Source organism: Streptomyces cyaneofuscatus (genome assembly GCF_042718795.1).
GTDB lineage: Bacteria > Actinomycetota > Actinomycetes > Streptomycetales > Streptomycetaceae > Streptomyces > Streptomyces cyaneofuscatus_A.
On record NZ_JBHXOX010000025.1, the window covers coordinates 49978 to 73386 of the forward strand.

Annotated in this window: 22 protein-coding genes; 15 read left to right on the plus strand and 7 right to left on the minus strand. The window is 73.0% G+C overall.

Annotated features, from left to right (window positions below):
• Positions 1-12: 12 nt before the first annotated feature.
• The 8 genes from ACFWRT_RS26675 (at position 13) to ACFWRT_RS26710 (ending at position 7556) form a co-directional block, all read left to right on the plus strand.
• Positions 13-837: an SAM-dependent methyltransferase gene (locus tag ACFWRT_RS26675; RefSeq protein WP_380952186.1), complete on the plus strand. Its 825-nt coding sequence runs from the start codon at positions 13-15 to the stop codon at positions 835-837.
• Positions 837-1829, plus strand: a complete 993-nt coding sequence (locus tag ACFWRT_RS26680) for a 3-oxoacyl-[acyl-carrier-protein] synthase III C-terminal domain-containing protein (RefSeq protein ID WP_380952185.1) — start codon at positions 837-839, stop codon at positions 1827-1829. Before ACFWRT_RS26675 ends, ACFWRT_RS26680 begins: the two co-directional genes overlap by 1 nt.
• A complete protein-coding gene (locus ACFWRT_RS26685) occupies positions 1829-2170 on the plus strand; it encodes an acyl carrier protein (RefSeq protein ID WP_380952184.1) in 342 nt (113 codons plus the stop codon). The genes ACFWRT_RS26680 and ACFWRT_RS26685 overlap by 1 nt, the downstream gene beginning before the upstream one ends.
• On the plus strand, positions 2167-3012 hold the full coding sequence (locus ACFWRT_RS26690) for a hypothetical protein (protein ID WP_380952183.1): 846 nt from the start codon (positions 2167-2169) through the stop codon (positions 3010-3012). The genes ACFWRT_RS26685 and ACFWRT_RS26690 overlap by 4 nt, the downstream gene beginning before the upstream one ends.
• A gap of 105 nt (positions 3013-3117) precedes the next feature.
• Complete coding sequence (locus ACFWRT_RS26695) at positions 3118-4491, plus strand: condensation domain-containing protein (protein WP_380952182.1); 1374 nt, start codon at positions 3118-3120, stop codon at positions 4489-4491.
• The gene (locus ACFWRT_RS26700) at positions 4488-5534 is read left to right on the plus strand and encodes a polysaccharide deacetylase family protein (protein ID WP_380952181.1); all 1047 of its coding nucleotides are present in this window, start codon (positions 4488-4490) and stop codon (positions 5532-5534) included. Before ACFWRT_RS26695 ends, ACFWRT_RS26700 begins: the two co-directional genes overlap by 4 nt.
• 49 nt (positions 5535-5583) lie before the next feature.
• Entirely contained in the window at positions 5584-6921 is a 1338-nt protein-coding gene (locus ACFWRT_RS26705) for an MFS transporter (protein ID WP_380952180.1), read from the plus strand.
• Positions 6922-6956: 35 nt separating this feature from the next.
• A complete protein-coding gene (locus ACFWRT_RS26710; RefSeq protein WP_380952179.1) occupies positions 6957-7556 on the plus strand; it encodes a 4'-phosphopantetheinyl transferase family protein in 600 nt (199 codons plus the stop codon).
• 149 nt (positions 7557-7705) lie between these two features.
• On the opposite strand, the gene ACFWRT_RS26715 is transcribed toward ACFWRT_RS26710, so the two are convergent.
• From ACFWRT_RS26715 to ACFWRT_RS26730, 4 genes are all read right to left on the minus strand, one after another.
• Positions 7706-8110, minus strand: a complete 405-nt coding sequence (locus ACFWRT_RS26715; RefSeq protein ID WP_380952219.1) for a GntR family transcriptional regulator — start codon at positions 8108-8110, stop codon at positions 7706-7708.
• Positions 8111-8156: 46 nt separating this feature from the next.
• Positions 8157-9131, minus strand: a complete 975-nt coding sequence (locus tag ACFWRT_RS26720) for an ABC transporter permease (RefSeq protein ID WP_380952178.1) — start codon at positions 9129-9131, stop codon at positions 8157-8159.
• The gene (locus tag ACFWRT_RS26725) at positions 9128-10072 is read right to left on the minus strand and encodes an ABC transporter ATP-binding protein (protein ID WP_380952177.1); all 945 of its coding nucleotides are present in this window, start codon (positions 10070-10072) and stop codon (positions 9128-9130) included. The genes ACFWRT_RS26720 and ACFWRT_RS26725 overlap by 4 nt, the downstream gene beginning before the upstream one ends.
• A gap of 183 nt (positions 10073-10255) precedes the next feature.
• A complete protein-coding gene (locus tag ACFWRT_RS26730; protein WP_380952176.1) occupies positions 10256-10969 on the minus strand; it encodes a phosphotransferase in 714 nt (237 codons plus the stop codon).
• A 202-nt stretch (positions 10970-11171) separates the two neighbouring features.
• On the opposite strand from ACFWRT_RS26730, the gene ACFWRT_RS26735 reads away from it, so the two are divergent.
• Positions 11172-12551, plus strand: coding sequence for a carbohydrate-binding protein (locus ACFWRT_RS26735; RefSeq protein ID WP_380952173.1), 1380 nt, complete (start codon positions 11172-11174; stop codon positions 12549-12551).
• 107 nt (positions 12552-12658) lie between these two features.
• Entirely contained in the window at positions 12659-13525 is an 867-nt protein-coding gene (locus ACFWRT_RS26740; protein ID WP_380952171.1) for a dioxygenase family protein, read from the plus strand.
• 124 nt (positions 13526-13649) lie between these two features.
• Here the strand turns inward: ACFWRT_RS26740 and ACFWRT_RS26745 are convergent, their stop codons facing one another.
• Complete coding sequence (locus ACFWRT_RS26745; protein ID WP_380952170.1) at positions 13650-15317, minus strand: bifunctional 3'-5' exonuclease/DNA polymerase; 1668 nt, start codon at positions 15315-15317, stop codon at positions 13650-13652.
• A gap of 219 nt (positions 15318-15536) precedes the next feature.
• Between ACFWRT_RS26745 and ACFWRT_RS26750 the strand changes: the two genes are divergently transcribed.
• Positions 15537-16751, plus strand: coding sequence for a DUF2786 domain-containing protein (locus tag ACFWRT_RS26750; RefSeq protein ID WP_380952169.1), 1215 nt, complete (start codon positions 15537-15539; stop codon positions 16749-16751).
• Between the two features lie 36 nt (positions 16752-16787).
• Complete coding sequence (locus ACFWRT_RS26755) at positions 16788-18914, plus strand: FUSC family protein (protein ID WP_380952168.1); 2127 nt, start codon at positions 16788-16790, stop codon at positions 18912-18914.
• Positions 18915-18939: 25 nt separating this feature from the next.
• On the opposite strand, the gene ACFWRT_RS26760 is transcribed toward ACFWRT_RS26755, so the two are convergent.
• Positions 18940-19491 (minus strand): hypothetical protein, encoded by a 552-nt coding sequence (locus tag ACFWRT_RS26760; RefSeq protein WP_380952167.1) that lies wholly within the window; start codon positions 19489-19491, stop codon positions 18940-18942.
• A 251-nt stretch (positions 19492-19742) separates the two neighbouring features.
• Between ACFWRT_RS26760 and ACFWRT_RS26765 the strand changes: the two genes are divergently transcribed.
• Positions 19743-19979, plus strand: coding sequence for a DUF397 domain-containing protein (locus ACFWRT_RS26765; RefSeq protein ID WP_018514287.1), 237 nt, complete (start codon positions 19743-19745; stop codon positions 19977-19979).
• Between the two features lie 139 nt (positions 19980-20118).
• On the opposite strand, the gene ACFWRT_RS26770 is transcribed toward ACFWRT_RS26765, so the two are convergent.
• On the minus strand, positions 20119-20640 hold the full coding sequence (locus tag ACFWRT_RS26770) for an ATP-binding protein (protein ID WP_380952166.1): 522 nt from the start codon (positions 20638-20640) through the stop codon (positions 20119-20121).
• 350 nt (positions 20641-20990) lie between these two features.
• Here ACFWRT_RS26770 and ACFWRT_RS26775 point away from each other — a divergent pair, with 350 nt between their 5' ends.
• Complete coding sequence (locus ACFWRT_RS26775) at positions 20991-21872, plus strand: helix-turn-helix domain-containing protein (protein WP_380952165.1); 882 nt, start codon at positions 20991-20993, stop codon at positions 21870-21872.
• A 58-nt stretch (positions 21873-21930) separates the two neighbouring features.
• Positions 21931-23388 carry an aldehyde dehydrogenase family protein gene (locus tag ACFWRT_RS26780; RefSeq protein WP_380952164.1) on the plus strand — a complete coding sequence of 486 codons (1458 nt, stop codon included), beginning with the start codon at positions 21931-21933 and terminating at the stop codon, positions 23386-23388.
• Positions 23389-23409: the final 21 nt, after the last annotated feature.

Here is a 23409-nt window from a genome sequence, read left to right on the forward strand (position 1 = left end):
GGGGTCTTCACCATGGATGCAGTCTCTTACACCGCCCAGTGGATGGCCGCGGCACGCGCACAGGAGTCCGAGCGGGAGGACCCGCTCTTCGTCGACCCGCTCGCCCGTGACCTGGCCGCACCCCGGGGCTTCGAACTGATCGAGCGGTACGTCGGTGGCGGCGTGATCCCCTTCATCTCCATCCGGACCCGCTTCCTGGACGACGCCATCAAGGAGATCGTCGCCGGAAGCGGAATCCAGCAGGTGGTGCTGATCGCGGCGGGCATGGACACCCGCGCGTTCCGGCTCGACTGGCCGGACGGCACCGAGCTCTACGAGGTCGACCACGGACCGCTGATCGCCGAGAAGCGCCGCCGCCTCGACGCCCTGGGCGCCGAGCCGCGCACCGACCGGCGCGAGGTCTCCGCCGACCTCACCACCGAGTGGCTGCCGGAGCTCGAGGCGGCCGGGTTCGACCGCGGCCGGCCGACGCTGTGGGTCGCCGAGGGGCTCACCTTCTTCCTCACCGAGGAGCAGGCCGGCGGGCTGCTGGAGCTGCTCGCCTCGGCCTCCGCCCCCGGCAGCCACCTGGCCTTCGACATCCTCGGGCGCGCCATGCTGCGCAGCCCGTTCTCCAAGCGCTTCCTGGACGCCCTCGCCGCCGACGGAACGCCGTGGGTGTTCGGCACCGACGAGCCCGAGGAGTTCCTGACCGCGCACGGCTGGAAGACCACCGACCTGCGGGAGCCCGGGCAGCCAGGCGCGGGCGAGGGCCGCTGGCCGTACGAGGTCCAGCCGCGGGGGCGTCGCGGCGCCAACCGGCTGTGGCTGATTCGCGCCGAGGTCGTGACGGGCTGATGGGTCACGCCACCACCGACCGGCCCCCGGCCCCGGAGCGCCGGATCACGCTGGAGCGGATCGAGTCGTACGTGCCCGAGCGCAGCGTACGGATCGAGGAGCTGGGCGAGCGGCTGGGCCTGCACCGGGCCCAGCTCGGGGTGTTCCGCAAGTTCTACGGGCTGGACACCCTCCGCTTCGACCCCGAACTCCCGCTGCTCGACCTGCTGCGGCCCGCCGCCCGCTCCGCCCTGGCCGCCCTGCCCGAGGGCGGCCGGGTCGACTACCTGGCGTACGCGCACACCACCCAGGCGGTGGCCCCGCCCGATGTGGACATCGCCCAGGCGGTCGGCGAGGACCTCGGTCTCCCCGATGCCGAGGCCTTCGGCTTCAGCCACCAGGCGTGCGTCAGCAGTCTGGGCGCCATCGAGGTGCTCGGTGAACTGCTGCGCGCGGAGGGGGAGGAGGGCGCGTACGCCCTCATGGTCACCGGCGAACAGGCGTACTCGCCGATGGTCCAGCACATCCCCAACACCTCGATCATGGCGGATGCCGCGGCCTCCTGCCTGATCACCCTGGACGGCGAGGGCGACGTGGTCCGGTCCTTCGCCCTCCGGACGCTCGGCGAGTACGCGCAGTGGCTGGAGCTGACCCCCGAGCAGAACACCGAGTTCGGGGAGCAGTACGGCCGGCGGATCGCCGACGTCATCCACGAGGCCCTGAAGGAGGCCGGGTTGAGCCTCGACGACGTCGACCTGGTGATCCCGCACAACGTCAACAAGCTGGCCTGGCGGCAGACCATCAAGGAGCTGGAGGTGGAGCCGGAGAAGGTGTTCCTGGACAACGTCCCGCGCTTCAGCCACACCTACGCCTCCGACGTCTTCGTCAACTACACCACCCTGCGGGACGCGGGCCGCCTGGTCGACGGCGCCCACTATCTGCTGGTCTCCGTCGGCCTGGGCGCCACCTTCGGCGCGATGGTGATCACCCACCGTGCGGGAGGCGGCGCCTGATGGAGCGTCAGGAACTGGTGCTGACCATCGAGAAGGCGCTCAGCGAGGTGCTGGAGCGGCCGGTCAGCGGGCTCACGGAGGAGACCGCGCTCTTCGACGAGCTGCAGCTCACCTCCCTCGCCGTGCTGGGGATGCTGATGAGCGTCGAGGAGGCGACCGGGATCTCGGTCGACCCGGAGGGGCTCGACATCGACGACCTGCGGACGCTCGGGTCCTTCGCCGACTACGTCGAGGCCGCGATCCGCAAGGAAGAGGCCGGCGAGGACGAGACCGGCGAGGACGAGACCGGCGAGGAAGAGATCCGCAAGGAAGAGATCCGCAAGGAAGAGGGGACGTCATGAGCGGGCTCGCTCTCCGGGCCGCCGCATCGGTGCGCTCACCGCGGGGCCGGGCGCCGGAAGGCGTCCCGGCCGCGCTCGACTACTTCCGCGATCTGCTCACCCCCTTCGGCGAGAAGCCGGACGAGGAGCTGCTCAGCCGGGGCCCCCACGTTCACCACCGCGACCTCGTGGACCTGCTCGTCGCCGACGAGGGCGTCGGCCGGAGCCGGCCGGAGCTGGCGATCGTCACCCATGCCCTGCCGGACGTGGTGCCGTTCACCGCCGTCGCCCCGCACCTGACGGAGCGGCTCGGCGGCCGGGCCGTCAACTTCGCGATCGGCCAGCAGGGTCTGGCCGCGCCCTTCACCGCGCTGCGGATCGCCTCGGCATACCAGCGCTCGGGGCGGGCGGCGGAGGTGGTGATCACGGTGCTGGAGCAGACGACCCTGCCGACACCGTTCCCGCTGCCGCTCCCGGACGAGACCCCGCTGACCGACTCGGCGGCGGCCCTGGTCCTCGGGGCCTCCACCGGGGAGGGGCCGGCGTTCGTCCGGGCGCACGCGGCCGGTTCGGCGGCGGCCGCCCTCGGCCGGGAGCTGGGGGAGGACAGGAAGGGCGGGGCGGACGGGACGCTGCTGGTCCTCGGCCCCTGGGTCAGCGAGGACGTCCCGGACCACGGCGCGGTGCACCGGGTGGCCCCGGGCAGCTACTGCACCAGCCTCTGGCTGGAGCTGGCCGACCACTGGCAGGAGTGGCAGCGCGACCACCGGCGGATCGTGCTGTGCGACACGGACCCGCGCTCCGGCCGCAGCCATGTGGCGCTCTTCGCCAACGCCGACGCCGCTGCCGCCACCGCCGCCTAGGGCGCCTGGTGACCGGGCCGGACGCGGTGAGGCGTCCGGCCCGGTCACCGCAGAGAGCCACCACGGACACCAGAGGCAACGAAACGAAGGGAAGGCGGGAACACGATGACGACGGCCGAGGACCGGACCATCAGGCTGGACTCCGCGAGAGCCGGGCGAGGCCCGGCGACCTGGGGGCAGCGCGCGATCTGGGGGGTCGTCTCCCGGCTCGGCGACGACGCCCCCCGGTACAACCTGCCGGTCGCGCTCCCGCTCTCCCCGCCCCGCCCGGTCCCTCGCGTGCTCGCGGACCTGACGGAGCTGCTGCTGCTCCACGACAGCCTGCACACCCGCTTCCTCCCCCAGGGCGAGGACGGCCTGGAACAGGTCGTGGACGGCAGCGGCGAGCTGCCCGTGGAGCTCCGTACGAGCGCGCCCGGGCAGGTCCAGGAGGTGGGCGCCGCCCTGCTCGCCGAGCTGGGCGGGCGCGCCTTCGACCACACCCGGGAGTGGCCCCTGCGGGTCGGCCTGGTGGAGAGCGAGGGCCTGGTCCACCGGCTGGTGCTGGTCGGCGCGCACACCGGGATGGACTACTGGGGCCTCGGCCGGCTGCTCCGCGACCTGGAGTCGGTCCAGGCGGGGGAGACCGCCGCCTCACTCCGTGACTCCCGCTCCGCCCTCCAGCCCCTGGAGGCCGCGGAGGTCCAGGCGTCCCCGCTCGGCCGCCGCCGGGACGAGGCGGCCCGCCGCTACTGGACCGAGCAGTTGACGGCCGGCCCCCGGCAGATCTTCCGGAACCCCGCCGCCCCCGAGCTCGCGGACGACCCGGACCGCCGCTTCCCGGGCGCCCTGCTGCGTTCGCCCGCGCTGGCCGTGGCCGTCGGGCGGGTGGCCGAGGAGCTGGGGGTGAGCGATGCCGCCGTGCTGCTGGGCGCGGTCTCCCACCAGTTGGCCCTGTCGTCCGGGAGCAGCGACGTGCTCTTCCAGGTGGTGGTGGGCAACCGGTTCCAGCCGGCCGCCGCCGCAGTGGTCTCCACGGTGGCGCAGGAGGCCCTGTTCCGGCTCACCGACGCGGACCGGGACTTCGAGGACGCGGTGCGGCGGACCCGGTCGGTCGCCTTCAGCGCGTTCCGCCATGCCGCGTACGACAAGTGGGCGCTGGACCGCGAGGTGGCGGGGCTGGTCGAGAAGGAGGCGGCCGCCGACCACTCGTACTGGTGGAACGACACCCGCGATCCGGCCGTCACTCCGTTCGACACCGTGGAGCGCCCGGACGTCCCGCTGAGCGAGCTGACCGGCCGGACCGAGCTGAGCTGGCCGACCGAGTTCCTGCCCCGGAAGAACGTCTCGATCGCCGTGGACGCGCTGACCGCCCCGGGCGCCCTGGACCTCGCCATGACCGCCGACCCGGCCGTCATCAGCCGTCCGGGGATGGAGCAGTTCCTGCGGGGGGTCGAGCGGCACATCGTCGCCAGGGCGATCGCGCTGGAGGGGCGATGAGCAAGCGGTACGCGGGCATCGCCTGGGCGGCGGAGGGGTACCGGGTCGAGGTCCTGGACGACGCGGGACGCCAGGTGGCCGAGCCGAGGAGCTGGAGCGGCGACCGGGTCGCCGAACTCATCGGCTGGCTGCGCCAGTTGGGTGACGGCCAGGAGGTCCCGGCGGTCGTCCTGGACAGCACCAACGGGCTGCTCGACGGCCCGATGACGGCGGCCGGTCTTGAGGTGTACCGGGCGGACCCCTGGCTGCTGCCGCCGCGCCCGGACTTCGGCTCCGTCACCGCCGTACAGCTCGCGGAGCAGGCCCGGACCGCACCCGGCGCGCTGGCCCGGGTGACCGCCGAGGGCGGCACGCTGACCGGCCGCGCCGAGGAGTACTTCGAGGGCGTCGAGCGCGGTGAGCCGGCCCGGGCGGCGCTGACGGCGGCCGGGGGCTGCTTCGACCACGGCCGCCGCGACGACCGGCGGGTGGCGCTCACCTTCGACGACGGGCCCGACCCGGTGTTCACCCGCCAGGTGGTGGAGATCCTGGGGCGGTACGGGGCCCGCGCGACGTTCTTCTGTGTCGGCCACCATGTCGCGGCGCTGCCCGACGAGGTGCGCCGGATCGCGGCGGCCGGACACGAGCTGGGCAACCACTCGTGGTCGCACCCGTTCCTGCCCGACCTGACGCCGGAGCAGTTGCGTGAGCAGCTCGACCGTACGGGGGAGGAGCTGGCCCGGGTGGCCGGCGCGGCCCCGGCGTGGTTCCGGCCGCCGTACGGGTCCCTGACCCCCGAGGTGCTGGCCGCCCTGGACGGCTACCCGACCACCCTGGCGATGTGGGACGTGGACGCCCGCGACTGGTCGAGGCCGGGGCCCGAGCAGATCGCCGCGACCGTCCTGGAGGGCGCCGGGCCGGGCTCGGTGGTGCTGATGCACGAGGGGGCCGGCGACCGCGCCCAGACCGTACAGGCCCTCCCGTCGATCATCGAGGGCCTGCTGGAGCGCGGCCTGGAACTGGTCCCGGTGGGGGAGCTGGCGGCGCCGCCCGACGCCGTCTGAACACACCCCTCACGAAGTCACCGATCAACGACCGAAGGATTGAACGGCTATGGAAGAGCGCCTGGCAGAGCACGCAGCGGCGGAATCACCTCCGCCCCCGCCCCCGCCACCGCCATCGAAGGACGGACCCGGCGGGCCGGGCGGGTCCGGCGGGCCGAGCGGGTCCGACGGCGGCCCGTCGGCGGGGGAGCCGGCGATCTGGTCCCGTAACTTCAAGTTCTACTTCGTCGGCCGCAGCGCGGGGCTTCTCAGCTGGGCCATGCTGCCCGTCGCCGTCGCCGCCGGCCTGCTCATCGACGGGTACGGCCTGGAGACCGCGGGCTACTCGATGGCCTTCCTGGTCGCCCCGTTCGCCGGTCTGGTGCTGTTCGGCGGGGTGCTGGCCGACCGGTTCACCGCCCGCCGGATGATGATCCTCGCCGACCTGGCGAACCTGGTCGCCCACGTCCTGCTGGCCCTCCTCTTCATCCACGGCATCGACCACCTCTGGCAGCTCTACTCGCTGCTGGTGGTCGCCGGTACCGCGAACGCGCTCTTCCAGCCCGGCGCCGCCTCCACCGTCCCGCTGGTCTCCCGTGACGTACAGGGCGCCAACGGCATCCTGCGCACCTCGGAGGCGATCACCGGTCTCGGCGGCCCGGCGCTGGCCGGAACCCTGGTCGGGTTCGGGTCCACCGGCTGGGTCATGGTGATCTCCGCCGTCGCCTACGGGACCAGCGCGCTCTGCCTGTTCGTGCTCAGGCTCGGCGTGGTGCCCGCCCCGCCGGCCGGTGAGTCGATGTGGCACAACCTGGCGGTCGGCTGGCGGGAGTTCTGGTCCCGTAGCTGGCTCTGGGGCGTCATCGTGATCTGGATGTTCTACGCGGTCCTCGCCTGGGGCCCCCAACTCTCCCTGGCCGCCGGGGTCATCGTCCCCGAGCACGGTGCGCGCGCCTTCGGCCTGGTCAACGCCGCACTGGGCGCCGGAACCATCATCGGCGGACTGCTGGCCATCCGCTACAAGCCCGAACGGCCCCTCGCCGCCGGGGCGGTGGCGATGATGGCGTACCCGCTCTACCCGCTCGGCATCGTGCTCGGCTGGCCGGTCTGGATGCTCATCGTCGCCCAGATCGCGGTCGGGACCGGCATCGGCATCTGGGGCGTCATGTGGTCCACCAGCGTGCAGACCCAGGTGCCGGGCGAGATGCTCAACCGCATCCACGCGTACGAGGTCGCGGGCTCCGTCGGCATGTACCCGATCGGCAGCGCGCTGGCCGGCCCGGCGGTCGGCCTGTTCTCCACGAAGACGGTGCTCATGGTGGGCGTCGTGGTCTCCTTCCTCACCGCCTCCTCGCTCCTCATCGCCCGCCCGATCCGCGAGCTGCGGCGGGTGCCGGACCGGCTCTGAGCGCGGCCCTCCGCCTGCGCACGGCCGCCGAGGGCGTGCACTACGTGGTCGGCCGGGGCGCGGAGGTGCTGGACGCGCTGCCCGTCGCCGCGCGGGACCGGGCGGCGGCATCGCGGCTGCCGCCGTGGCGTGCGGAGGAGTACGCCGCTGCGCGGACGCTGCTGCGCGCCCTGCTGCGGGAGACCGGCGAGGACCTGGAGGGCGGGCCGGTCGCCGCCCGCCCGAGCGGCCGGCCGTACCTGCCCGGCCGGCCGGACCTGGGCGTGAGCCTCTCGCACTCCTCCGGCTGGGTCGCCGCCGCGGTCGGCCGGGGCCGTGACGTCGGCGTCGATGTGCAGACCCCCGCCGCCGTGGGGGACCGGCTGCTGCGCCTGTGCTGTCCGCCCGTGGACGCCGAGGCGCTCGCCGCTATGCCCGAGGCCCGGCGCAGACGTGAGTTCGCCTGGGTCTTCACGGTCCAGGAGGCGTGTGTGAAGGCCGTCGGGCGGGGGCTCTCCGGCCGCCCGTGGGACGTGCCGGTGGACCTCGGCCAACAGGTGGGTGACTGGGGGCGGGTGAGCTGGTGCGCCCCGCGCGACGGGGAACCGGTCCCGGTCGGCTGCGCGTGGAACGCCTCGCCTCCGGCGGCCAGTTGAGCGGCGGCAGAGAACGGCACGACGGCGAGCGCTACACGGCCGACGGCGAGCGCTACACAGCCGACGGCGAGCGCCACACGGCCATGGAGGGCAGACGCCCCCTCGTGGCCGGTCGGCCGGGCCTGACACCGGTCGGCCTGAGGGGCACCTCAGCCCGGCGCCTCGCCCGGGTACACGGCCTCGAAGGCCGAGCGGAACAGGGCCGTCACGTCCTGGCCCGTGAGCCCCTCCGTACGGGCCTGGTCCATCCACGCGGCCAGGGACGCGCGGAGCGGCGAGTCGGGGCCGGACTGGGGCTGGGCGAGAGAACGGGTGATGAACGTGCCCGCCCCTTGCCGCACCTCGGCCAGGCCCGCCCGCTCCAGCTCGCGGTAGGCCTTCAGCGTGGTGTTCGGGTTGACCTTGGTCGTGGCGGCGACCTGGGCGGCGGTGGGCAGCCGGTCACCCTCCTCCAGGGCTCCCATGCGCAGCGCCTGTTCGACTTGGCGCACGATCTGGAGGTACGTCGCCACCCCGCTGCGCCGGTCGATGCGGAACACGACCACGGACTTCACCTTCCGCTCGATTGCCGACACTTTACGTAGGGGATGTGCACGGCCCCTACAGCGGGCGGCGGGAGACCCGCCACAGGACGAACCCCGTGAGCAGCGCCGTCCCGGCGAGCAGGAGACCCGCCGCGGTCCACTGCATCGCCGCCATCTGGTCGTAGTCGAGGTACTCGATGACGTCGTTGATGATGCCGTGCTTCGCGATGCACGCGTTCTGCGCCTTCTCGGTGGCCTCGGCGCAGGTGCCCCAGCCGAAGAGCTCGCCCTGCGCGTTGCCGACCCAGCGGTCGACCTCGTACGCCTCGTCGAAGCGGGCCGGAAGCTCGCTGTCCATCGGGTACGTGAACATCTGGGTGGAGCCGAGCCGGATGCGGATCTCGTCCCAGACGTACGCGGAGACGGCGGTGAAGGCGAGGGCCACCGCCATGGCGGGCACCAGACGGCGCAGCAGGACGCCGATGGTGATGCCCGCGGCGGTCATGAAGAGCAGCAGCGCGGGCAGGACCGGCCCCGTGTTGTCGAAGATCGGGCCCTCGACCCACTTGGTGTAGAAGAGGGAGCGGTGCGGCTGCCACCACCAGGTGTACGCGGCCGAGAGCACCAGGCCGCTGAACAGGGCCAGCGTGTAGGCGAAGACCAGCTTGGAGACCAGCCACTGGCGGCGGGTCACGGACTGGGTGGTGACCAGTTGCGCGGTGCCGTTCTCCCGGTCGCCCGCGATCAGCGGAGCGCCGATGAAGACGGCGAGGATCAGCGGGAGCCCCGAGAGGAGGGTGGAGATGTAGCCGTGGCCGCGGCTCTCGTCGACCCAGTACCGGACCTCCTTCTCCGGCCAGCCGCGCGCGTCGAGGAGCTGGACCAGCTCGTACCGCTGGTACACGATCCAGAGTGTGCCGAGGACGGCGATGCCGAGGACACAGGCCAGCATGGCGCGGTGCTGGCGCACGACGAGCCAGGGCAGCCCGCGCAGCAGGCGGCGCCGGGGCCGGAGTGCGGTGGGGGTCTCGGTGAGGGTGGGGGTGCTCATGCGGCCTGGGTCCCTTCGGCGTCGACGCGGGCGCCCTGGGTGTAGAGCGAGGGTGCGTCCGGTGAGCGGAGATGGGCGAGCAGAACCTCTTCGAGCGAGGGCTCGATACTCTCCCAGTCGGTGGGCAGCGGGCCCTTCGGCCGGATCAGTGCCCGGAACTGCCGTCCCTGGATGCGCGATTCGACCACGGTGTGCCGGTCGAGCCCGGCCGGCAGGGCGCCGTCCCGGGTCACGCCCGTCACCAGGGTGTGGGCGGGTACGAGTGCGTCGGCGTCCCCGGCCATCCGGATCCGGCCCTCCGCGACGACCAGGAGGTAGTCGCACATGTCCTCCAGCTCGGTCAGCATGTGGGAGGACATCACCACCGTGGTCCCGCGCTCGACGGCCTCCGCCATCAGCAGCGTGCTCATCTCGTCGCGGGCCAGCGGATCGAGGTCCGACATCGGCTCGTCGAGGAGCAGCAGGTCGGGGCGCTTGCCGAAGGCGAGCGCGAAGGCGACGCGGGTGCGCTGGCCGCCGGAGAGCGTGCCGATCCGGGCGTGCGCCGGCACGTTGCCGGAGCGCACGATCCGCTCGGCCGCCGCCGCGTCCCAGCCGGGGTTGAGCTCGGCGCCCATCCGCAGGGTGTCGGCCACGGTGAACCGCTTGAACAGCGGCTTGTCCTGGCCGAGGAAGGCGAACCTCGGCAGCACGGCGGGGTCGTCGACCGGGACGCCGAAGACGCTCAACTCGCCGGTGGTGCGCTGCACCTGACGAGACACCAGGCCCAAGAGGGTGCTCTTCCCGGCGCCGTTCGGTCCGACCAGCCCGCAGATGCGTCCGGCCGGGATGCGGAAGGAGCAGTCGCGCAGCGCCCAGCCGCGGAGATAGCGCTTGCCCAGGCCGCGGGCTTCCAGGGCCCAGCTACCCGGAGCCCCGATCGGTGCACTCGTGTCTGCCATGCGCCTCGCCTCGATTCCATTAGTCAATTAATGGAATCATGGTGTTCTGAGGGAATGCCTGTCAAGCGCACGCCGATGCGGGTGCGCCGGGGGAGGGGCGGTGAAGGGCACGCCGCCCGGATCCGCTACGGGGAGGGCGCGCCGCCCGGATCCGCTACGGGGAGGGCGCGCCGCCCGGATCCGCTACGGGGAGGGCGCGCAGTCCAGCACCATCTCCACCGCCGCGTCCAGGCAGCCGCGTTCGGGCGCCGTCAGGAACGGGCTCTCCCGCTGGCGGTCGCGGGCGCGGGCCAGGTCGTCGGCGTCGGTGCCGCCGTCGTCGGCCAGCTCCGCCAACAGGGAAGTCAGCACGGAGGTCAGCAGGGAGGTCAGCAGCGTACGGGCTTCCGCCTCCGGCGCCGGGAACTCCGGATCGAGCGCCACCCGGGCCAGGGTCAGCGCCGACATCGCCCGGTCGAGGCCGGGCGGCCCCTCCGTGGCGGTGGACCAGTCGATCACCACAGGACCCCGGTCCGTCAGCATCACGTTCTCCGGGTGCAGGTCGAGGTGGAGGATGCAGTCCTGCGGATCGGCCGAGACGCGGGGCGGGATCGCGTGCAGTTCGCGCAGCAGCCGGGCCAGCAGCACGCCCCCCTCGGCAGCGCCCAGGGCCCCCGCCCGCAGGGCCTCGGCCATGGTCGGGCCGGTCAGCCGCTGGAGCACCAGATCCGTGGGGCGGGCCCCGCCGGCGGGCGGGCCGATGCGCGGCACCGGGTACCCGAAGGCGCGGACGTACGACATCACGGCCAGCTCCTCCGTGGTGTCGGAGCGGTCGCGGTAGCGGCGAAGGACCCAGGAGCCGTCGAGTTCGTACACGTCGGCGGTGCGTCCCGAGCCCAGAAGTTGCCCTGTGTGCATGGGGCCGAACCTACCCGGGCGTACCGGTGAAGGGGAGACGCCGGGGGCTTTGCGCGTGGTGGGGGCGAGGCCCCATAACGCGGGAGGAGGGGGTGAACGGGATCTCCTGCGCCCGGTCCGCGCGCGGCTACGGTGTCGGCAATTCCTTGGTCCGGACCAACCCCCACCGGGCCGGGACACCCCCTGAAACAAGGAGAGTTACGTGGAGAACACCACGCTCCGCAGACGCGTGCTCGCCACCGCGACCGCCACGGTGGCCGTGGGTGCGCTCGCCCTCGCGGGACTGACCGGAGTGGCGTCCGCCGGCCCGCCGGGAACCACCGCCCCGGCCGCCTCCGCCGACAGCCTCTCGCCCGGCCTGCTGGCCGCCATGGAACGCGACCTCGGGCTCGACGCCGACGCGGCCACGTCCCGCATAGCCGGCGAGTACCGCGCCGCCGCCATCGCCGCCGGCCTGGAGAAGTCCCTCGGCACCAGCTTCGCCGGGGCCCGGGTCAGCGGGGACGAGGCGGGCCTCACCGTCTCCACGACCGACGCGTCCGAGGCCGCCCTCATCACGAAGGCGGGTGCCACGGCCGAGGTCGTCGGCCACAGCCTGGACCGCCTCGAAGCGGCCAAGGACGCCCTCGACAAGGCGGCGCTGAGCAAGGCCCCGAAGAACGTGCCCGTCTGGTACGTGGACGTCGAGGCCAACCGGGTCGTCGTGAACGGGGCGAGCACCTCGGCCGCCGAGGCGTTCGTGCAGGCCGCCGGGGTCAGCGACCAACTGGTCACCGTGGCCCGCTCCACCGAGCGGCCCCGCGCCCTCGCGGACATCCGTGGCGGCGACGCGTACTACATGGGCGGCGGCGGCCGCTGTTCCGTCGGCTTCTCGGTGACGCGCGGCGGCACCCAGAACGGCTTCGTCACCGCCGGCCACTGCGGCCGGGCGGGCACCACCACCACCGGCGTCAACCAGCAGGCCCAGGGCAGCTTCCAGGGCTCGACCTTCCCCGGCCGCGACTACGCCTGGGTCGCCACCAACGCCAACTGGGTGCCGAAGCCCCTGGTCAACGGCTACGGCCGCGGCGATGTCACCGTCGCCGGCTCCACCCCGTCCGTCGTCGGCGCCTCGGTCTGCCGCTCCGGCTCCACCACCGGCTGGCACTGCGGCACGATCCAGCAGCTCAACACCAGCGTCACCTACCCGGAGGGCACCATCTCCGGCGTGACCCGCACCAGCGTCTGCGCCGAACCGGGCGACTCCGGCGGCGCGTACATCTCCGGCAGCCAGGCGCAGGGCGTCACCTCCGGCGGCTCCGGCAACTGCTCCTCCGGCGGTACGACGTACTTCCAGCCGCTCCTCCCGGCCCTCCAGGCGTACGGGCTGACGCTCGTCACCAGCGGCGGCGGCGACCCGACCACCCCGCCCACCACCCCGCCGCCCACCGACCAGCCGGGCGGCACCTGGGCCGCGGGCACGACCTACGCCGCCGGCGCCACCGTGACGTACGGCGGAGCGACCTACCGCTGCCTCCAGGGACACACGGCCCAGGCCGGCTGGACCCCGGCGGCCGTCCCGGCCCTCTGGCAGCGCGTCTGACCGCCGCCCCGGCGGCCTCCATCGCACCGTTCCGGCGTCACCGAACCTCCTGAACCTCTCCGCCTCCCCGCATCGAGGACTCCGAGGAATCTGTCATGACCCCACAAATGGACAACACAACCCCCCATGAGACGCACGCTTCTGACGAGGCGTCCGCCGACCCGCGGCGCATCAGCCGCAAAGGCCTTTTGAAGGCCGCGATCGTCGCGAGCGCGGCTCCGCTGCTCGCCGGAGGAGGCGTCGCCCTCGCCCGGGACGCCGCGTCGCCGGGCGGGGGCGCCCTCCTGGCCCCCACCCCGCAGTGCGACGACGGCGACGATACGACACCGCCGCAGATGGAGGGCCCGTACTTCAAGCCCAACTCCCCGCGGCGCACCAGTCTGGTGACGTCCGGCACCCCGGGCGTACCGCTCACCGTGAGCGGCTACGTCTTCGGCCGGGCCTGCCGGCCCATCTCCGGAGCCCTGCTCGACTTCTGGCAGGCCGACACCAACGGGTCGTACGACATGGCCCAGTACGCCTTCCGGGGGCACCAGTTCACCGGCGCCGACGGGGCGTTCAGCCTCACCACGATCGTGCCGGGCCTCTACCCGGGGCGCACCCGCCACATCCATGTGAAGGCGCAGGCGCCCGGGGGCCGCATCCTCACCACCCAGCTCTACTTCCCGAACGAGCCGCGCAACAACACCGACGCCCTGTTCGACCCCGAGCTGCTGATGAACGTCCGCAGCGCCGGCAACGGGCGCCAGGGCACCTTCGACTTCGTGCTGGACGTCGCCCAGACGCCCGGCCCGAGCGACCCGCCGACCAACCCGCCCACCGATCCGCCGGGTGGCACCTGGGCACCCGGAACCTCCTACCGCGCGGGAGACCGCGTCACTTACGGCGGGGTCGCCTACCGCTGCCGGCAGGCACATCAGTCCACGAGGGGCTGGGAGCCGCCGAACGTCCCCGCGCTGTGGGAACGCGGGTAGACGCGACAGCAGCGCAGGCGCACCACCGCCCCGCGCCCCGTTCACGCCGTCCGGCGCGTGAACGGGGCGCTTCCGCGTGCCACCCCGGAGGCGGGCGGGCCCGCTCACTTCGCGTCGGAGTACCTCACTTCGCGTCGGAGTACCGCTCGACGACCGCCGTGGTGAACGGGAACCGCACCGGGGTCTCCCCGAAGGCGATCCGTCCGGCCAGCTCGCCGGCCGCCCGGATCGCCTCGGTCACGGCGTCGGTCTCCTCGGCCGGGCAGTGCACGATCACCTCGTCGTGCTGGAAGAAGACCAGCTCGGCGCGGAGCCCCTGTTCGTGGAGGGCGCGGCGCAGACCGGCCAGGAGGAGCAGGGCCCAGTCGGCGGCGCTGCCCTGGACCACGAAGTTCCGGGTGAAGCGGCCCCTGGCCCGGGCCAGGCCGCCGTCGGAGACGGACTCGCCGCCCTCCTGGGGGAGGCCCGCCTCCTCGTCCTGGCCCGCCAGCGCGACCGGCGGGCTGGTGCGGCCCAGCCAGGTCCGTACCGTCCGCCCCTCCTCGCCCGCCCGCGCCGCGTCGTCGACGTAGGCGACGGCGAGCGGGAAGCGGCGGCGCAGGGCGGCCAGGTTCTTCAGCCCGTCCCCGGAGGTCTGGCCGTAGACCGCGCCGAGCAGCGCCAGCTTGGCGTGCTCGCGGTCGCCGTGGAACGCCCGGTCGGACAGGGCCTTGTAGAGGTCGCCGTCATGACCGGCCACCTCCATCAGGCCCCGGTCGCGGGAGATCGCGGCCAGCACCCGCGGCTCCATCTGGTCGGCGTCCGCGACGACCAGGCGCCAGCCCTCGTCGGCGACGACGGCCTGCCGGATGACCTTGGGGATCTGGAGGGCGCCGCCGCCGTTGGTCGTCCAGCGGCCGCTGACCGTGCCGCCCGGCTGGTACTCCGGGCGGAAGCGGCCCTCGCGCACCCAGTCCTGGAGCCAGCTCCAGCCGTGCGCCGTCCAGATCCGGTACAGCTTCTTGTACGCGATCAGCGGCTCGACCGCCGGGTGGTCCAGCTCCGCCAGCTCCCACCGCCGGGTCGACTTCACGGAGATCCCGGCCTGCGCGAACGCCTTCACCACATCGGCGGGCAGATCGGGGCGGACCCTTCGGCCGAAGGCGGCCGACACCTCGTCCGCCAGCTCGGCGAGCCGGCGGGGCTCGCCGCCGCCCGCGTACCGCTCGCCCAGCAGCCCGTGCAGCACGTCCCGGTGCACATCGGCCCGCCAGGGCAGCCCCGACCGGTGCATCTCGGCCGCGACGAGCATCCCCGCCGACTCCGAGGCGGTCAGCAGCCGCATCCGGTCCGGGTGCTCGGCCGTGTCGTGGCGGCGCACCTGGTCCGCGTAGACCCGCAGCAGCCCCTCGAAGGGGACCCCGGGGCCGGAGGGCGGCTCGAAGAGGGAGGACTGGGAGCCGGGTTCGGCGGACCGGGCGGGCGGGTCCGGCGGCACCGGCGCGTTCTCCAGCCGGGCCAGCGCGGCGGCCGCGGACCGGGGCTCACCGAGCCGCCCCGCGTGTCCCAGCAGCAGGAGCTCGGCGCACTCGATGTCGTAACACCGCTCGACGCGGACCCCGGCGGCGAGCAGCCGGGGGTAGATCTCGGCGGTGGACCGCCACACCCAGCGCTCCACCTCGGGCCGCGAGCGGACGGCCTCGACGAGATCGGGCTCGGCCAGGACCGGTCCGGCGGGTGTGCCGTCCCGCTCCAGCGGCACGAGCAGCGCTCCGCCCCCGTCGGCCGCCGCCACCGCCCACCGTTCGGTCATGGCGCGAGTCTGGCACCCGCCACTGACACCGCCCGCGCCCCCGTGCCCGCCCGCGCCCCACAGCCCGCCCGCGCCCCTGACACCGCCCGTGCCCCACAGCCCGCCCGCGCCCCCGCGCCCGCCCACGCCCCCGAGCCGAGCCCGGCCGCACCCCCGAGCTCTCCCCCGCCCCCGGCCCACGCCGCAACCACCACCCCGCCATCCGCCTACCCTGGTCGGATGGAACCGGTGATCGACCAGGCATGCGCGGCGGCGCTGTACGCGGAGGGCGACGCGGCCCTGGACACCGGGGCCTCCCTGCTCGCCGCCGCCCCCGACGCCGACGACGACCTGCACCGGCGCGGCGAGGAGTTCGTGACCCGGGCCTGGGGGAGGGGCTGGCACCCCGCCGACCTGGTCCGGTTCGTCCGGCTGGAGCTCGACGAGCGGCGGGCGGTGCTGGCGGCCACGCTGATCGCCGCCGAGACCGCCCGGTACGGGGAGCTGCCGCCCCGCTGGCGCGCCCAGCTCGCCGAGCTGCCCGGACCCGTCCCCGTACCGCGCAACAAGCCCGACCGGTTCAGCTACGCCTCCGACCTCCTGGAGCTCTACCGGCTGCTGCTCCGGCTCCCCGCCGTCGAGCCCGTCGGCCCGGCGCCCGGCACCGCCGCCGACCACCTCCACCGGCCGCCCGCCCCCGACGAGCCCCGCATGCTCACCCGGATCCGGGCGCTGCTCGCGAAGGCGGAGGCGACGGGCTTCCCGGAGGAGGCCGAGGCGCTGACGGCCAAGGCGCAGGAGCTGATGGCCCGGCACAGCATCGACGAGGCCCTCATCGCCGCCCGCAGCCACAGCGCCGAGACGCCCGGCGCCTGCCGGATCGGCGTCGAGCCCCCGTACGAGAGCGCGAAGGCGATCCTGCTCGACGCCGTCGCCTCCGCCAACCGCTGCCAGGCCGTGTGGAACGGCGACCTCGGCTTCAGCACCGTCGTCGGCTTCGAGCCGGACCTGGAGGCCGTGGAGCTGCTCTTCACCTCGCTGCTCGTCCAGGGCACGGCCGCGATGACCCGGGCGGAGGCCGGACAGCGGGCCTCCGGCCGTAAGCGGACCAAGACCTTCCGGCAGTCGTTCCTGATGGCCTACGCGCAGCGGCTCGGCTCCCGGCTCGCCGACACCACCGAACGGACCACGGCGACGGCGGCCGGCACAGACCCGGACACAGGCACGGATACGGAAACGGGCACGGCTGAAGACGGCTCCGGCCTGCTCCCGGTCCTGGCCGCCCGGGACGTCGCCGTCACCGAGACCGCCGAGCGGATGTTCCCCCGGACCACCACCACCCGCGTCCGCGGCGCCACCGACCTCGACGGCTGGAACCACGGCACCGAGGCCGCCGACCGGGCCCGCGTAGGCGGCTCCCGCAGCGGGCCGCGCGACGGCGAGATCATGGCGTAAGTCCGATTTGCCCATCACCCGGGCTAGGCTCGGCCCATGAGCTGGCTCCGGGCGCTGAAGGAGACCGCCCGCTCGGGGCTGGAGATCGAGCGGCAGAGACTCGAACCGCTCATCGCCTTCCGCGGGGCGGCCGGGCTCGCCCTCGTGGTCGGTACGAGCCTGGTGCTCTTCGGACCCGAGATCGCGGCGAGCTCGGCGTTCGGCGCCTTCCAGGCGGCCATCGCCACCTTCCAGCGCAGTTGGCGCCCGCGCCCGGTGCTCGCCCTCGTCTCCGGTGCCAGCCTCGCCGTGTCGACGTTCCTCGGCTACGTCACCGCCTCGCACCCCGTGCTCTTCCTCTGCCTGCTCGGCGGCTGGACGTTCCTCGCCGGTCTGGCCTGGGCGGCGGGCCCGACGGGCGGGATCATCGCCTCGTCCAACGTCGCGATCATGCTGGTGACGATCACTCTGCCGACCTCCGTCGTGGACGCCGCCGCCCACGCCGGGATGATCCTGGTCGGCGGGGTGGTCCAGGCGGCGCTGATCGTCCTGTTCCCGGTACGGAGATGGGGCGCCCAGCGCGACGCGCTCGCCGACGCACTGGCCGCCGAGGCCGACTACGCCCGCCGCCTGCGCCACGACCCGGTCGCCCCCTTCGACCCGCTGCCCCTGATGACCGCCCGCAGCGCCGCCGCCGTCACCCCGCGCCAGGCCCGCCACCGCCCCGCCGAGCTGCACGGCGCCCGGGGCATCGCGGAACGGCTGCGCCCGGTCCTCGCCTCGCTGGCCGACCCGGCGATGGGCGTGCCCGGCGACGGCCTGGAGCGGGCCTGGGTGAACGAGCTGCTCGGCGCCGCCGGTTCCGTGCTCGACGCCGCCGCGCGGGCCGTCCGGTACGGGGAGCCCGTCCACCTCTCCGCCACCGACCTGGGCGTCCTGAAGACCCCCGACAACGACGTGATCCTCGTCGGCCCCGCCCTCCGCGCCGCCGACCGCCTCGCCGCCCTGCTGGACGACGTCCTGGAGATCGCGGAGGGAACGGGCACCGAGAGCGGCCTGCCCGAGAACCTCGCCCCGGACACCCGCCACCGCCCCACCCTGCTGCGGCTGATCCCGGTCGTCCTGAAGTCGATGCGCCGCGAGCTGCACCCGGGCTCCCCGATCCTCCGCCACGCGATCCGGGTCGCGGTGGTCGCCGTGGCGGGCTACTTCGTGGGCGCCGCCCTCCCGCTCGGGCACGGCTACTGGGCGCCGATGACCGCCGTCATGGTGATGCGCCCGGAGTTCTCGCAGACGTACGGCCGCTCCGTGGCCCGCTTCGGCGGCACCCTGATCGGCGTCGGGCTCGCCACCGCCATCGTGCAGACCGCGAGCCCCGACGCCCGGCTCTCCGCGCTCCTGGCGGTGGTCTGCGCCGGGCTGATGTACCTGCTGATGCGGACCGGGTACGCGGTCAGCCAGGTCTGCGTCTCCGCCTACGTGGTCTTCCTGCTCGGCATGGCCGGCGACGACTGGTCCCAGACCGTCACCGAACGCATCGTGCTCACGCTGGTCGGCGGGCTCCTCGCGATGGTGGCGTACGCGCTCTACCCGGCCTGGGAGACGCCGCGGCTGCGCAACCGGCTGGCGGAGTGGCTGGTGGCGGACGGGCGGTACGCGGCGACGGTGGTCGACCGGTACGCGGATCCGGCCCACCGCGACCTGGAGGAGGTACGGGACGCCCTCATCGCGACCCGCGAGGCCAGGGTGGCGTGGCAGGAGGCGCTGGCGACTGCCCAGCACGAACCCGTACGCCACCGGGGCATCTCCCGCGCCGCCGCCACCGACGCCCAGCACGCCCTGGCCCAGCTCGGCCGGTCCGCGATGGTGCTGGAGGCCCACCTTCCGGCCCGCTCGGCGGACCCGGTGCCGGGCGCAGCCCAGCTCGCCGAGGCGTTGCGCCGGGCCACGGAGAAGGGCGCCAAGGCGGTACGGGAGCGGCGGCTGCCGGACTGGCAGCTGGTGGTGGACGCGGTGGCCCACTGGGATGTGCCGACGCCGACGGAGGACGGGACGACCCCGGTCGGCGACCCGGTGGTGCGCCGGGGCGCCGCGCTGCTCCTGGACGCGCTGGAGGAGTTCACCCGCGCCCTGGACGAGCGCGGCGGCTCGACCCGGGTGAGCAGCACCCTCGCGGAGAACTGAGGCGAGGAGCCGGGAGGCCCGGCCCTCAGGACGCCGACGGCACCTCAGGCACCTCCGGCAGCGACGGCAGGTCCGACGGCAGGTCCGACGGCAGGTCGGACGGCAGGTCCGAAGGCAGCGACGGCAGATCCGTCGGCAGCTTGCCCGAGGCGGCCTTCGTGAGGGTGTCCTTCACCCCGCCGTCCCAGGAGAGGACCAGCTTCTTGCCGTCGTTGGACTCGATCGCGCCCATGGTGCGGTCGTTCGCCCCGCCGGTGCACTTCAGCGCGAGCATCACCTCGCCCATGTCCTTCACATCGCCCTGGCAGACGGACTGGTCGGCGACGAGGGCGACCTTGCCCGCGGTGATGGAGACGGTGACGTTCTTGCCGTCGGTGAGCCCCACCCAGGTGCCCTCCAGCGCCGCGGCGTCCGTACCGGCGCCCCCCGACCCCTGGCCGTCGCCGGGCGTCGCGCTGGACCCGGCGCCGGAGCCGGAACCCTTGCCCGCGTCGTCGTCACTGCCGCAGGCGGTCAGCGCCAGTGCGGCGGCCAGAGCGCCGACCACGACACCTCCGGTGCGTACGAGGCTGGTCACGTGGAGTTCCCCCTTGCTGTTTTCCGGTCGAAAGACCGCGCCACGTTACCAAGGTTCTTCCGGCCAACTCCGTTAAGCGGGAGCCAAATAGGCGTGCCGTTCGTCTCTCCTCCGGGGCCTTCTCCGGGAAGGAAAACCTGTAATCGCGGCAACACCGCGCGTGCACGTGCATCGGCTCATGCATCGGCATATGAACAGAGCTATGATCCGATCTAGTTGACCCTTGCACTTTGCAACTCGGGGAGCGTCCTGTGCACCACGTGTACAACGGCATGGCGGCCACAGAGCTTCGCGGAGTCGTCTGGCAGAAGAGCAGACACAGCAACTCCCAGGGATCCTGTGTGGAGTTCGCGAAACTGCCCGGAGGTGATGTGGCGATGCGGAACTCGCGCCACCCCGACGGGCCCGCGCTCGTCTATACGCCGGCCGAGATCGAGGCACTGCTGCTCGGCGTCAAGGACGGCGAGTTCGACCACTTGGCGATCTGAGTCCACGGGCGATCTGAGTCCACGGGGCGACCGAAGCCCACCGAACGACCGAAGCCCACCGAACGACCGAAGGCCGCCTGGCGGCCGAGGGTGAATCCGGCGGCCGGGCGGCCCTGAGCGACGCGGTGTGGATGCGTACCTATTCGGTCTTCGCGCACTCCGAGAGCCGGAACAGCGCCCAGACCACCTTGCCGTACACAGTCGTCGACGGTGTCGACGGTGTCGACGAGAACTCGCCCGCCGGCGCGGGCGACGGGTGCCAGCCCCAGCTGTCGCTGACGCACTCCACCAGGAACAGACCGCGCCCCGACTCGGCGGAATCCGCCGCCTCGCCCGCCACCGGGCTCTCCCGGCTGGGATCGCGCACCGCGCAGACCAGCCGCGAGCTCCATCGCATCAGATGCAGCCGCACCGGCGGGTCCTGGAACTCCCGAGGCGGGTCGCTCGGCAGCGCGTGGCGCAGGGCGTTGGTGACGAGCTCGGACACCACCAGGGCGACATCGTCGAAACGGTCGCTCAGCTCCCACCGCTCCAGGGTGGACCTGGTGAACTGCCGTGCTCCGCCGACCGCTTCGTAACGGGCGGGCAGAGCGCAGGAGGCCGAGCCGGCGACCCCTGAGGGGTCGGTCGGGGGAAGCCCCTGCCGTAACGGCTCGAGCATCGTCGATCCATTCGTCCCCATACGAGGCACTCCCGGGATTCGCGGCTGTAGCGGCACTGCCTGTCAGCGGTACTGCGGGGGGTACAGCGGCACAACACGAGCACGCAGGTGCGCAGGGGTCATGCTTCCCAATGCGCACAGCAGATGCAAGGGCAGATGCACGTGCACGCGCCGGACCTGCCCGGTACCGTGGTGATTCCGGCACATTTCTTCCGTCGGGCAGTTTCGGAGCTTTCCGGACGTCTTCCCATTTCCGTAATCGAATGAGTACGGGCTGAAGCGTTTTGGTGGCAGAATCCGTGGCTTCGGGGTCGAGGGGTTCTGGGGGCGCCCCGAGTGCCCGGTAGGCGATGGGGAGGGTCGGACCAGTGTCGGCAGGCGAGTCGAGTGGATCGGTGGTGCGGCGCATCCTGCTGGGCTCTCAGCTCAGAAGGCTGCGGGAGTCGCGCGGCATCACCCGTGAGGCGGCCGGCTACTCCATCCGGGCCTCCGAATCGAAGATCAGCCGCATGGAGTTGGGACGGGTGAGCTTCAAGGCCAGGGACGTCGAGGATCTGCTCACGCTCTACGGTGTCGCGGATGTCGCGGAGCGCGAGGCGCTCCTCGGCCTGGCGCGCGAGGCCAATGTGGCGGGCTGGTGGCACAGTTACGGCAATGCGCTGCCCGGCTGGTTCCAGACCTATGTGGGTCTGGAGGGAGCGGCCTCCCTCATCCGTATCTATGAAGTCCAGTTCGTGCACGGCCTGTTGCAGACCGAGGCCTACGCCCACGCCGTCGTCGCCCGCGGAATGCGGGGCGCCCCGGCCGCCGACATCGAACGCCGGGTCGCCCTGCGCCTGGAGCGCCAGAAGGTGCTCGTCTCCGAACGGGCCCCGGCCTTCCACGCCGTACTGGACGAGGCCGCCCTGCGCCGCCCGTACGGCGAACGCGACGTGATGCGCGCCCAATTGCGCCATCTGATCGACATGTCGGAGCAGCCGAACATCACGCTCCAGGTGATGCCCTTCAGTTACGGAGGGCATGCGGGCGAGAGCGGTTCGTTCACCATGCTCCGATTCCCGGAATCCGATCTGTCGGACATTGTCTATTTGGAGCAGCTGACAAGTGCGCTCTATCTGGACAAGGCCGAGGAAGTCGCGCAGTACGAAAAGGCCATGGGGTGCCTGCGGAAGGACAGTCCCGGCCCCGAGGAGAGCCGCGATCTCCTGCGAGGACTCCTCCAACTGACTTGATTTGTCGTTACGATGACGTCACATCAGGAGTCTGCGAACGCCTGCAGTAAGGGATTGCATGTCCTTCTTCCATGAACTGGCCCACCAGTACATCGATGGCGAGTGGCGCACGGGCAGCGGCTCATGGGACATCATCGATTTCAATCCCTACAACGGTGAGAAACTCGCCGCCGTCACCGTGGCGACCGCGCTGGAGGTCGACGAGGCCTACCGGGCGGCCGAGCGCGCGCAGCAGGAGTGGGCCGTCACCAACCCGTACGAGCGGCGGGCCGTCCTGGAGCGGGCCCTGCGCATCACCGGGGAGCGCGCCGAGGAGATCGCCGAGGCGATCATCGACGAGCTGGGCGGCACCCGGCTGCGCGCCGCGTACGAGGTGCGCGGTGCGAGCGAGGTCCTGCGCGAGGCGGTCCGGCAGTCGCTGCGGCCCACCGGCCGCCTGCTGCCCGCGGTCTCCGACGGCCGGGAGAACCGCCTGTACCGGCTCCCCGTCGGTGTCATAGGCGTGATCAGCGCCTTCAACTTCCCTTTCCTGGTGGGGATGAAGTCGATCGCGCCCGCCCTGGCGCTCGGCAACGCGGTCGTCGTGAAGCCCCATCAGAGCGCCCCCGTCGTCGGCGGCGGACTGATCGCGAGGATATTCGAGGACGCCGGGCTGCCGGCCGGGCTGCTCAACGTCCTGATCACCGACAGCGCCGAGATCGGCGACGCGTTCATCGAGCACCCCGTGCCCAAGGTGATCTCGTTCAGCGGCTCCGACCGGGTCGGCCGCCACATAGCCGCGACGGCGGCCGGGTTCTTCAAGCGGACCATCCTCGAACTCAGCGGCAACAGCGCCCTGGTGGTGCTGGAGGACGCCGACATCGACTACGCGGTCCGGGCGGCGGTCTTCAGCCGCTTCCTCTACCAGGGCCAGGTCAGCATGGCGGCCAACCGCATCCTGGTGGACCGTTCGGTGGCCGCCGAGTTCACCGAGCGCTTCACCGCCGAGGTGGCCGCCCTGAAGTCCGGCGACCCGAGGGACCCGGAGACCCGGATCGGCCCGGTCTTCAACGCCTTCCAGGCCGACGCCCTGACCGCGCTGGTGGACCGCGCGGTCGCGGACGGGGCGACGGCGCTCGTACGGGGCCGGACCCGCGGCAACGTCGTGGAGCCGGCCGTCCTGACCGACCTCCCCGACGGTTCCCCGCTGCTGACGCAGGAGATCCTCGGCCCGGTGGCCCTGCTGCTGACGTTCGACGGCGAGGACGAGGCCGTGACGATGGTCAACGACAGCCCCTACGGGCTCAGCGGCGCCGTGCACACGGGCGACGCGGAGCGCGGGGTGCGGTTCGCACAGCGGATCGTCAGCGGGATGTTCCACGTCAACGACTCCACCGTCCAGGACGACCCGCTGGTGGCATTCGGCGGCGAGAAGACGTCCGGCGTGGGGCGGCTGAACGGCGAGGCGGTCGTGGAGGCGTTCACGACGCAGAAGTGGATGTCGATCCAGCACGGCCGCTCGGTCTTCCCGTTCTGACATCACGCCACCCCCGCCGCC

Coding starts and splice junctions, on each gene's coding strand:
- ACFWRT_RS26705 (WP_380952180.1), top strand. CDS start 5,584: ATGGAAGAGCGCCTGGCAGAGCACGCAGCGGCGGAATCACCTCCGCCC.
- ACFWRT_RS26685 (WP_380952184.1), top strand. CDS start 1,829: ATGGAGCGTCAGGAACTGGTGCTGACCATCGAGAAGGCGCTCAGCGAG.
- ACFWRT_RS26740 (WP_380952171.1), top strand. CDS start 12,659: ATGGACAACACAACCCCCCATGAGACGCACGCTTCTGACGAGGCGTCC.
- ACFWRT_RS26725 (WP_380952177.1), bottom strand. CDS start 10,072: ATGGCAGACACGAGTGCACCGATCGGGGCTCCGGGTAGCTGGGCCCTG.
- ACFWRT_RS26775 (WP_380952165.1), top strand. CDS start 20,991: ATGGGGAGGGTCGGACCAGTGTCGGCAGGCGAGTCGAGTGGATCGGTG.
- ACFWRT_RS26745 (WP_380952170.1), bottom strand. CDS start 15,317: ATGACCGAACGGTGGGCGGTGGCGGCGGCCGACGGGGGCGGAGCGCTG.
- ACFWRT_RS26730 (WP_380952176.1), bottom strand. CDS start 10,969: ATGCACACAGGGCAACTTCTGGGCTCGGGACGCACCGCCGACGTGTAC.
- ACFWRT_RS26780 (WP_380952164.1), top strand. CDS start 21,931: ATGTCCTTCTTCCATGAACTGGCCCACCAGTACATCGATGGCGAGTGG.
- ACFWRT_RS26750 (WP_380952169.1), top strand. CDS start 15,537: ATGGAACCGGTGATCGACCAGGCATGCGCGGCGGCGCTGTACGCGGAG.
- ACFWRT_RS26680 (WP_380952185.1), top strand. CDS start 837: ATGGGTCACGCCACCACCGACCGGCCCCCGGCCCCGGAGCGCCGGATC.
- ACFWRT_RS26770 (WP_380952166.1), bottom strand. CDS start 20,640: ATGCTCGAGCCGTTACGGCAGGGGCTTCCCCCGACCGACCCCTCAGGG.
- ACFWRT_RS26695 (WP_380952182.1), top strand. CDS start 3,118: ATGACGACGGCCGAGGACCGGACCATCAGGCTGGACTCCGCGAGAGCC.
- ACFWRT_RS26700 (WP_380952181.1), top strand. CDS start 4,488: ATGAGCAAGCGGTACGCGGGCATCGCCTGGGCGGCGGAGGGGTACCGG.
- ACFWRT_RS26755 (WP_380952168.1), top strand. CDS start 16,788: ATGAGCTGGCTCCGGGCGCTGAAGGAGACCGCCCGCTCGGGGCTGGAG.
- ACFWRT_RS26720 (WP_380952178.1), bottom strand. CDS start 9,131: ATGAGCACCCCCACCCTCACCGAGACCCCCACCGCACTCCGGCCCCGG.
- ACFWRT_RS26690 (WP_380952183.1), top strand. CDS start 2,167: ATGAGCGGGCTCGCTCTCCGGGCCGCCGCATCGGTGCGCTCACCGCGG.
- ACFWRT_RS26675 (WP_380952186.1), top strand. CDS start 13: ATGGATGCAGTCTCTTACACCGCCCAGTGGATGGCCGCGGCACGCGCA.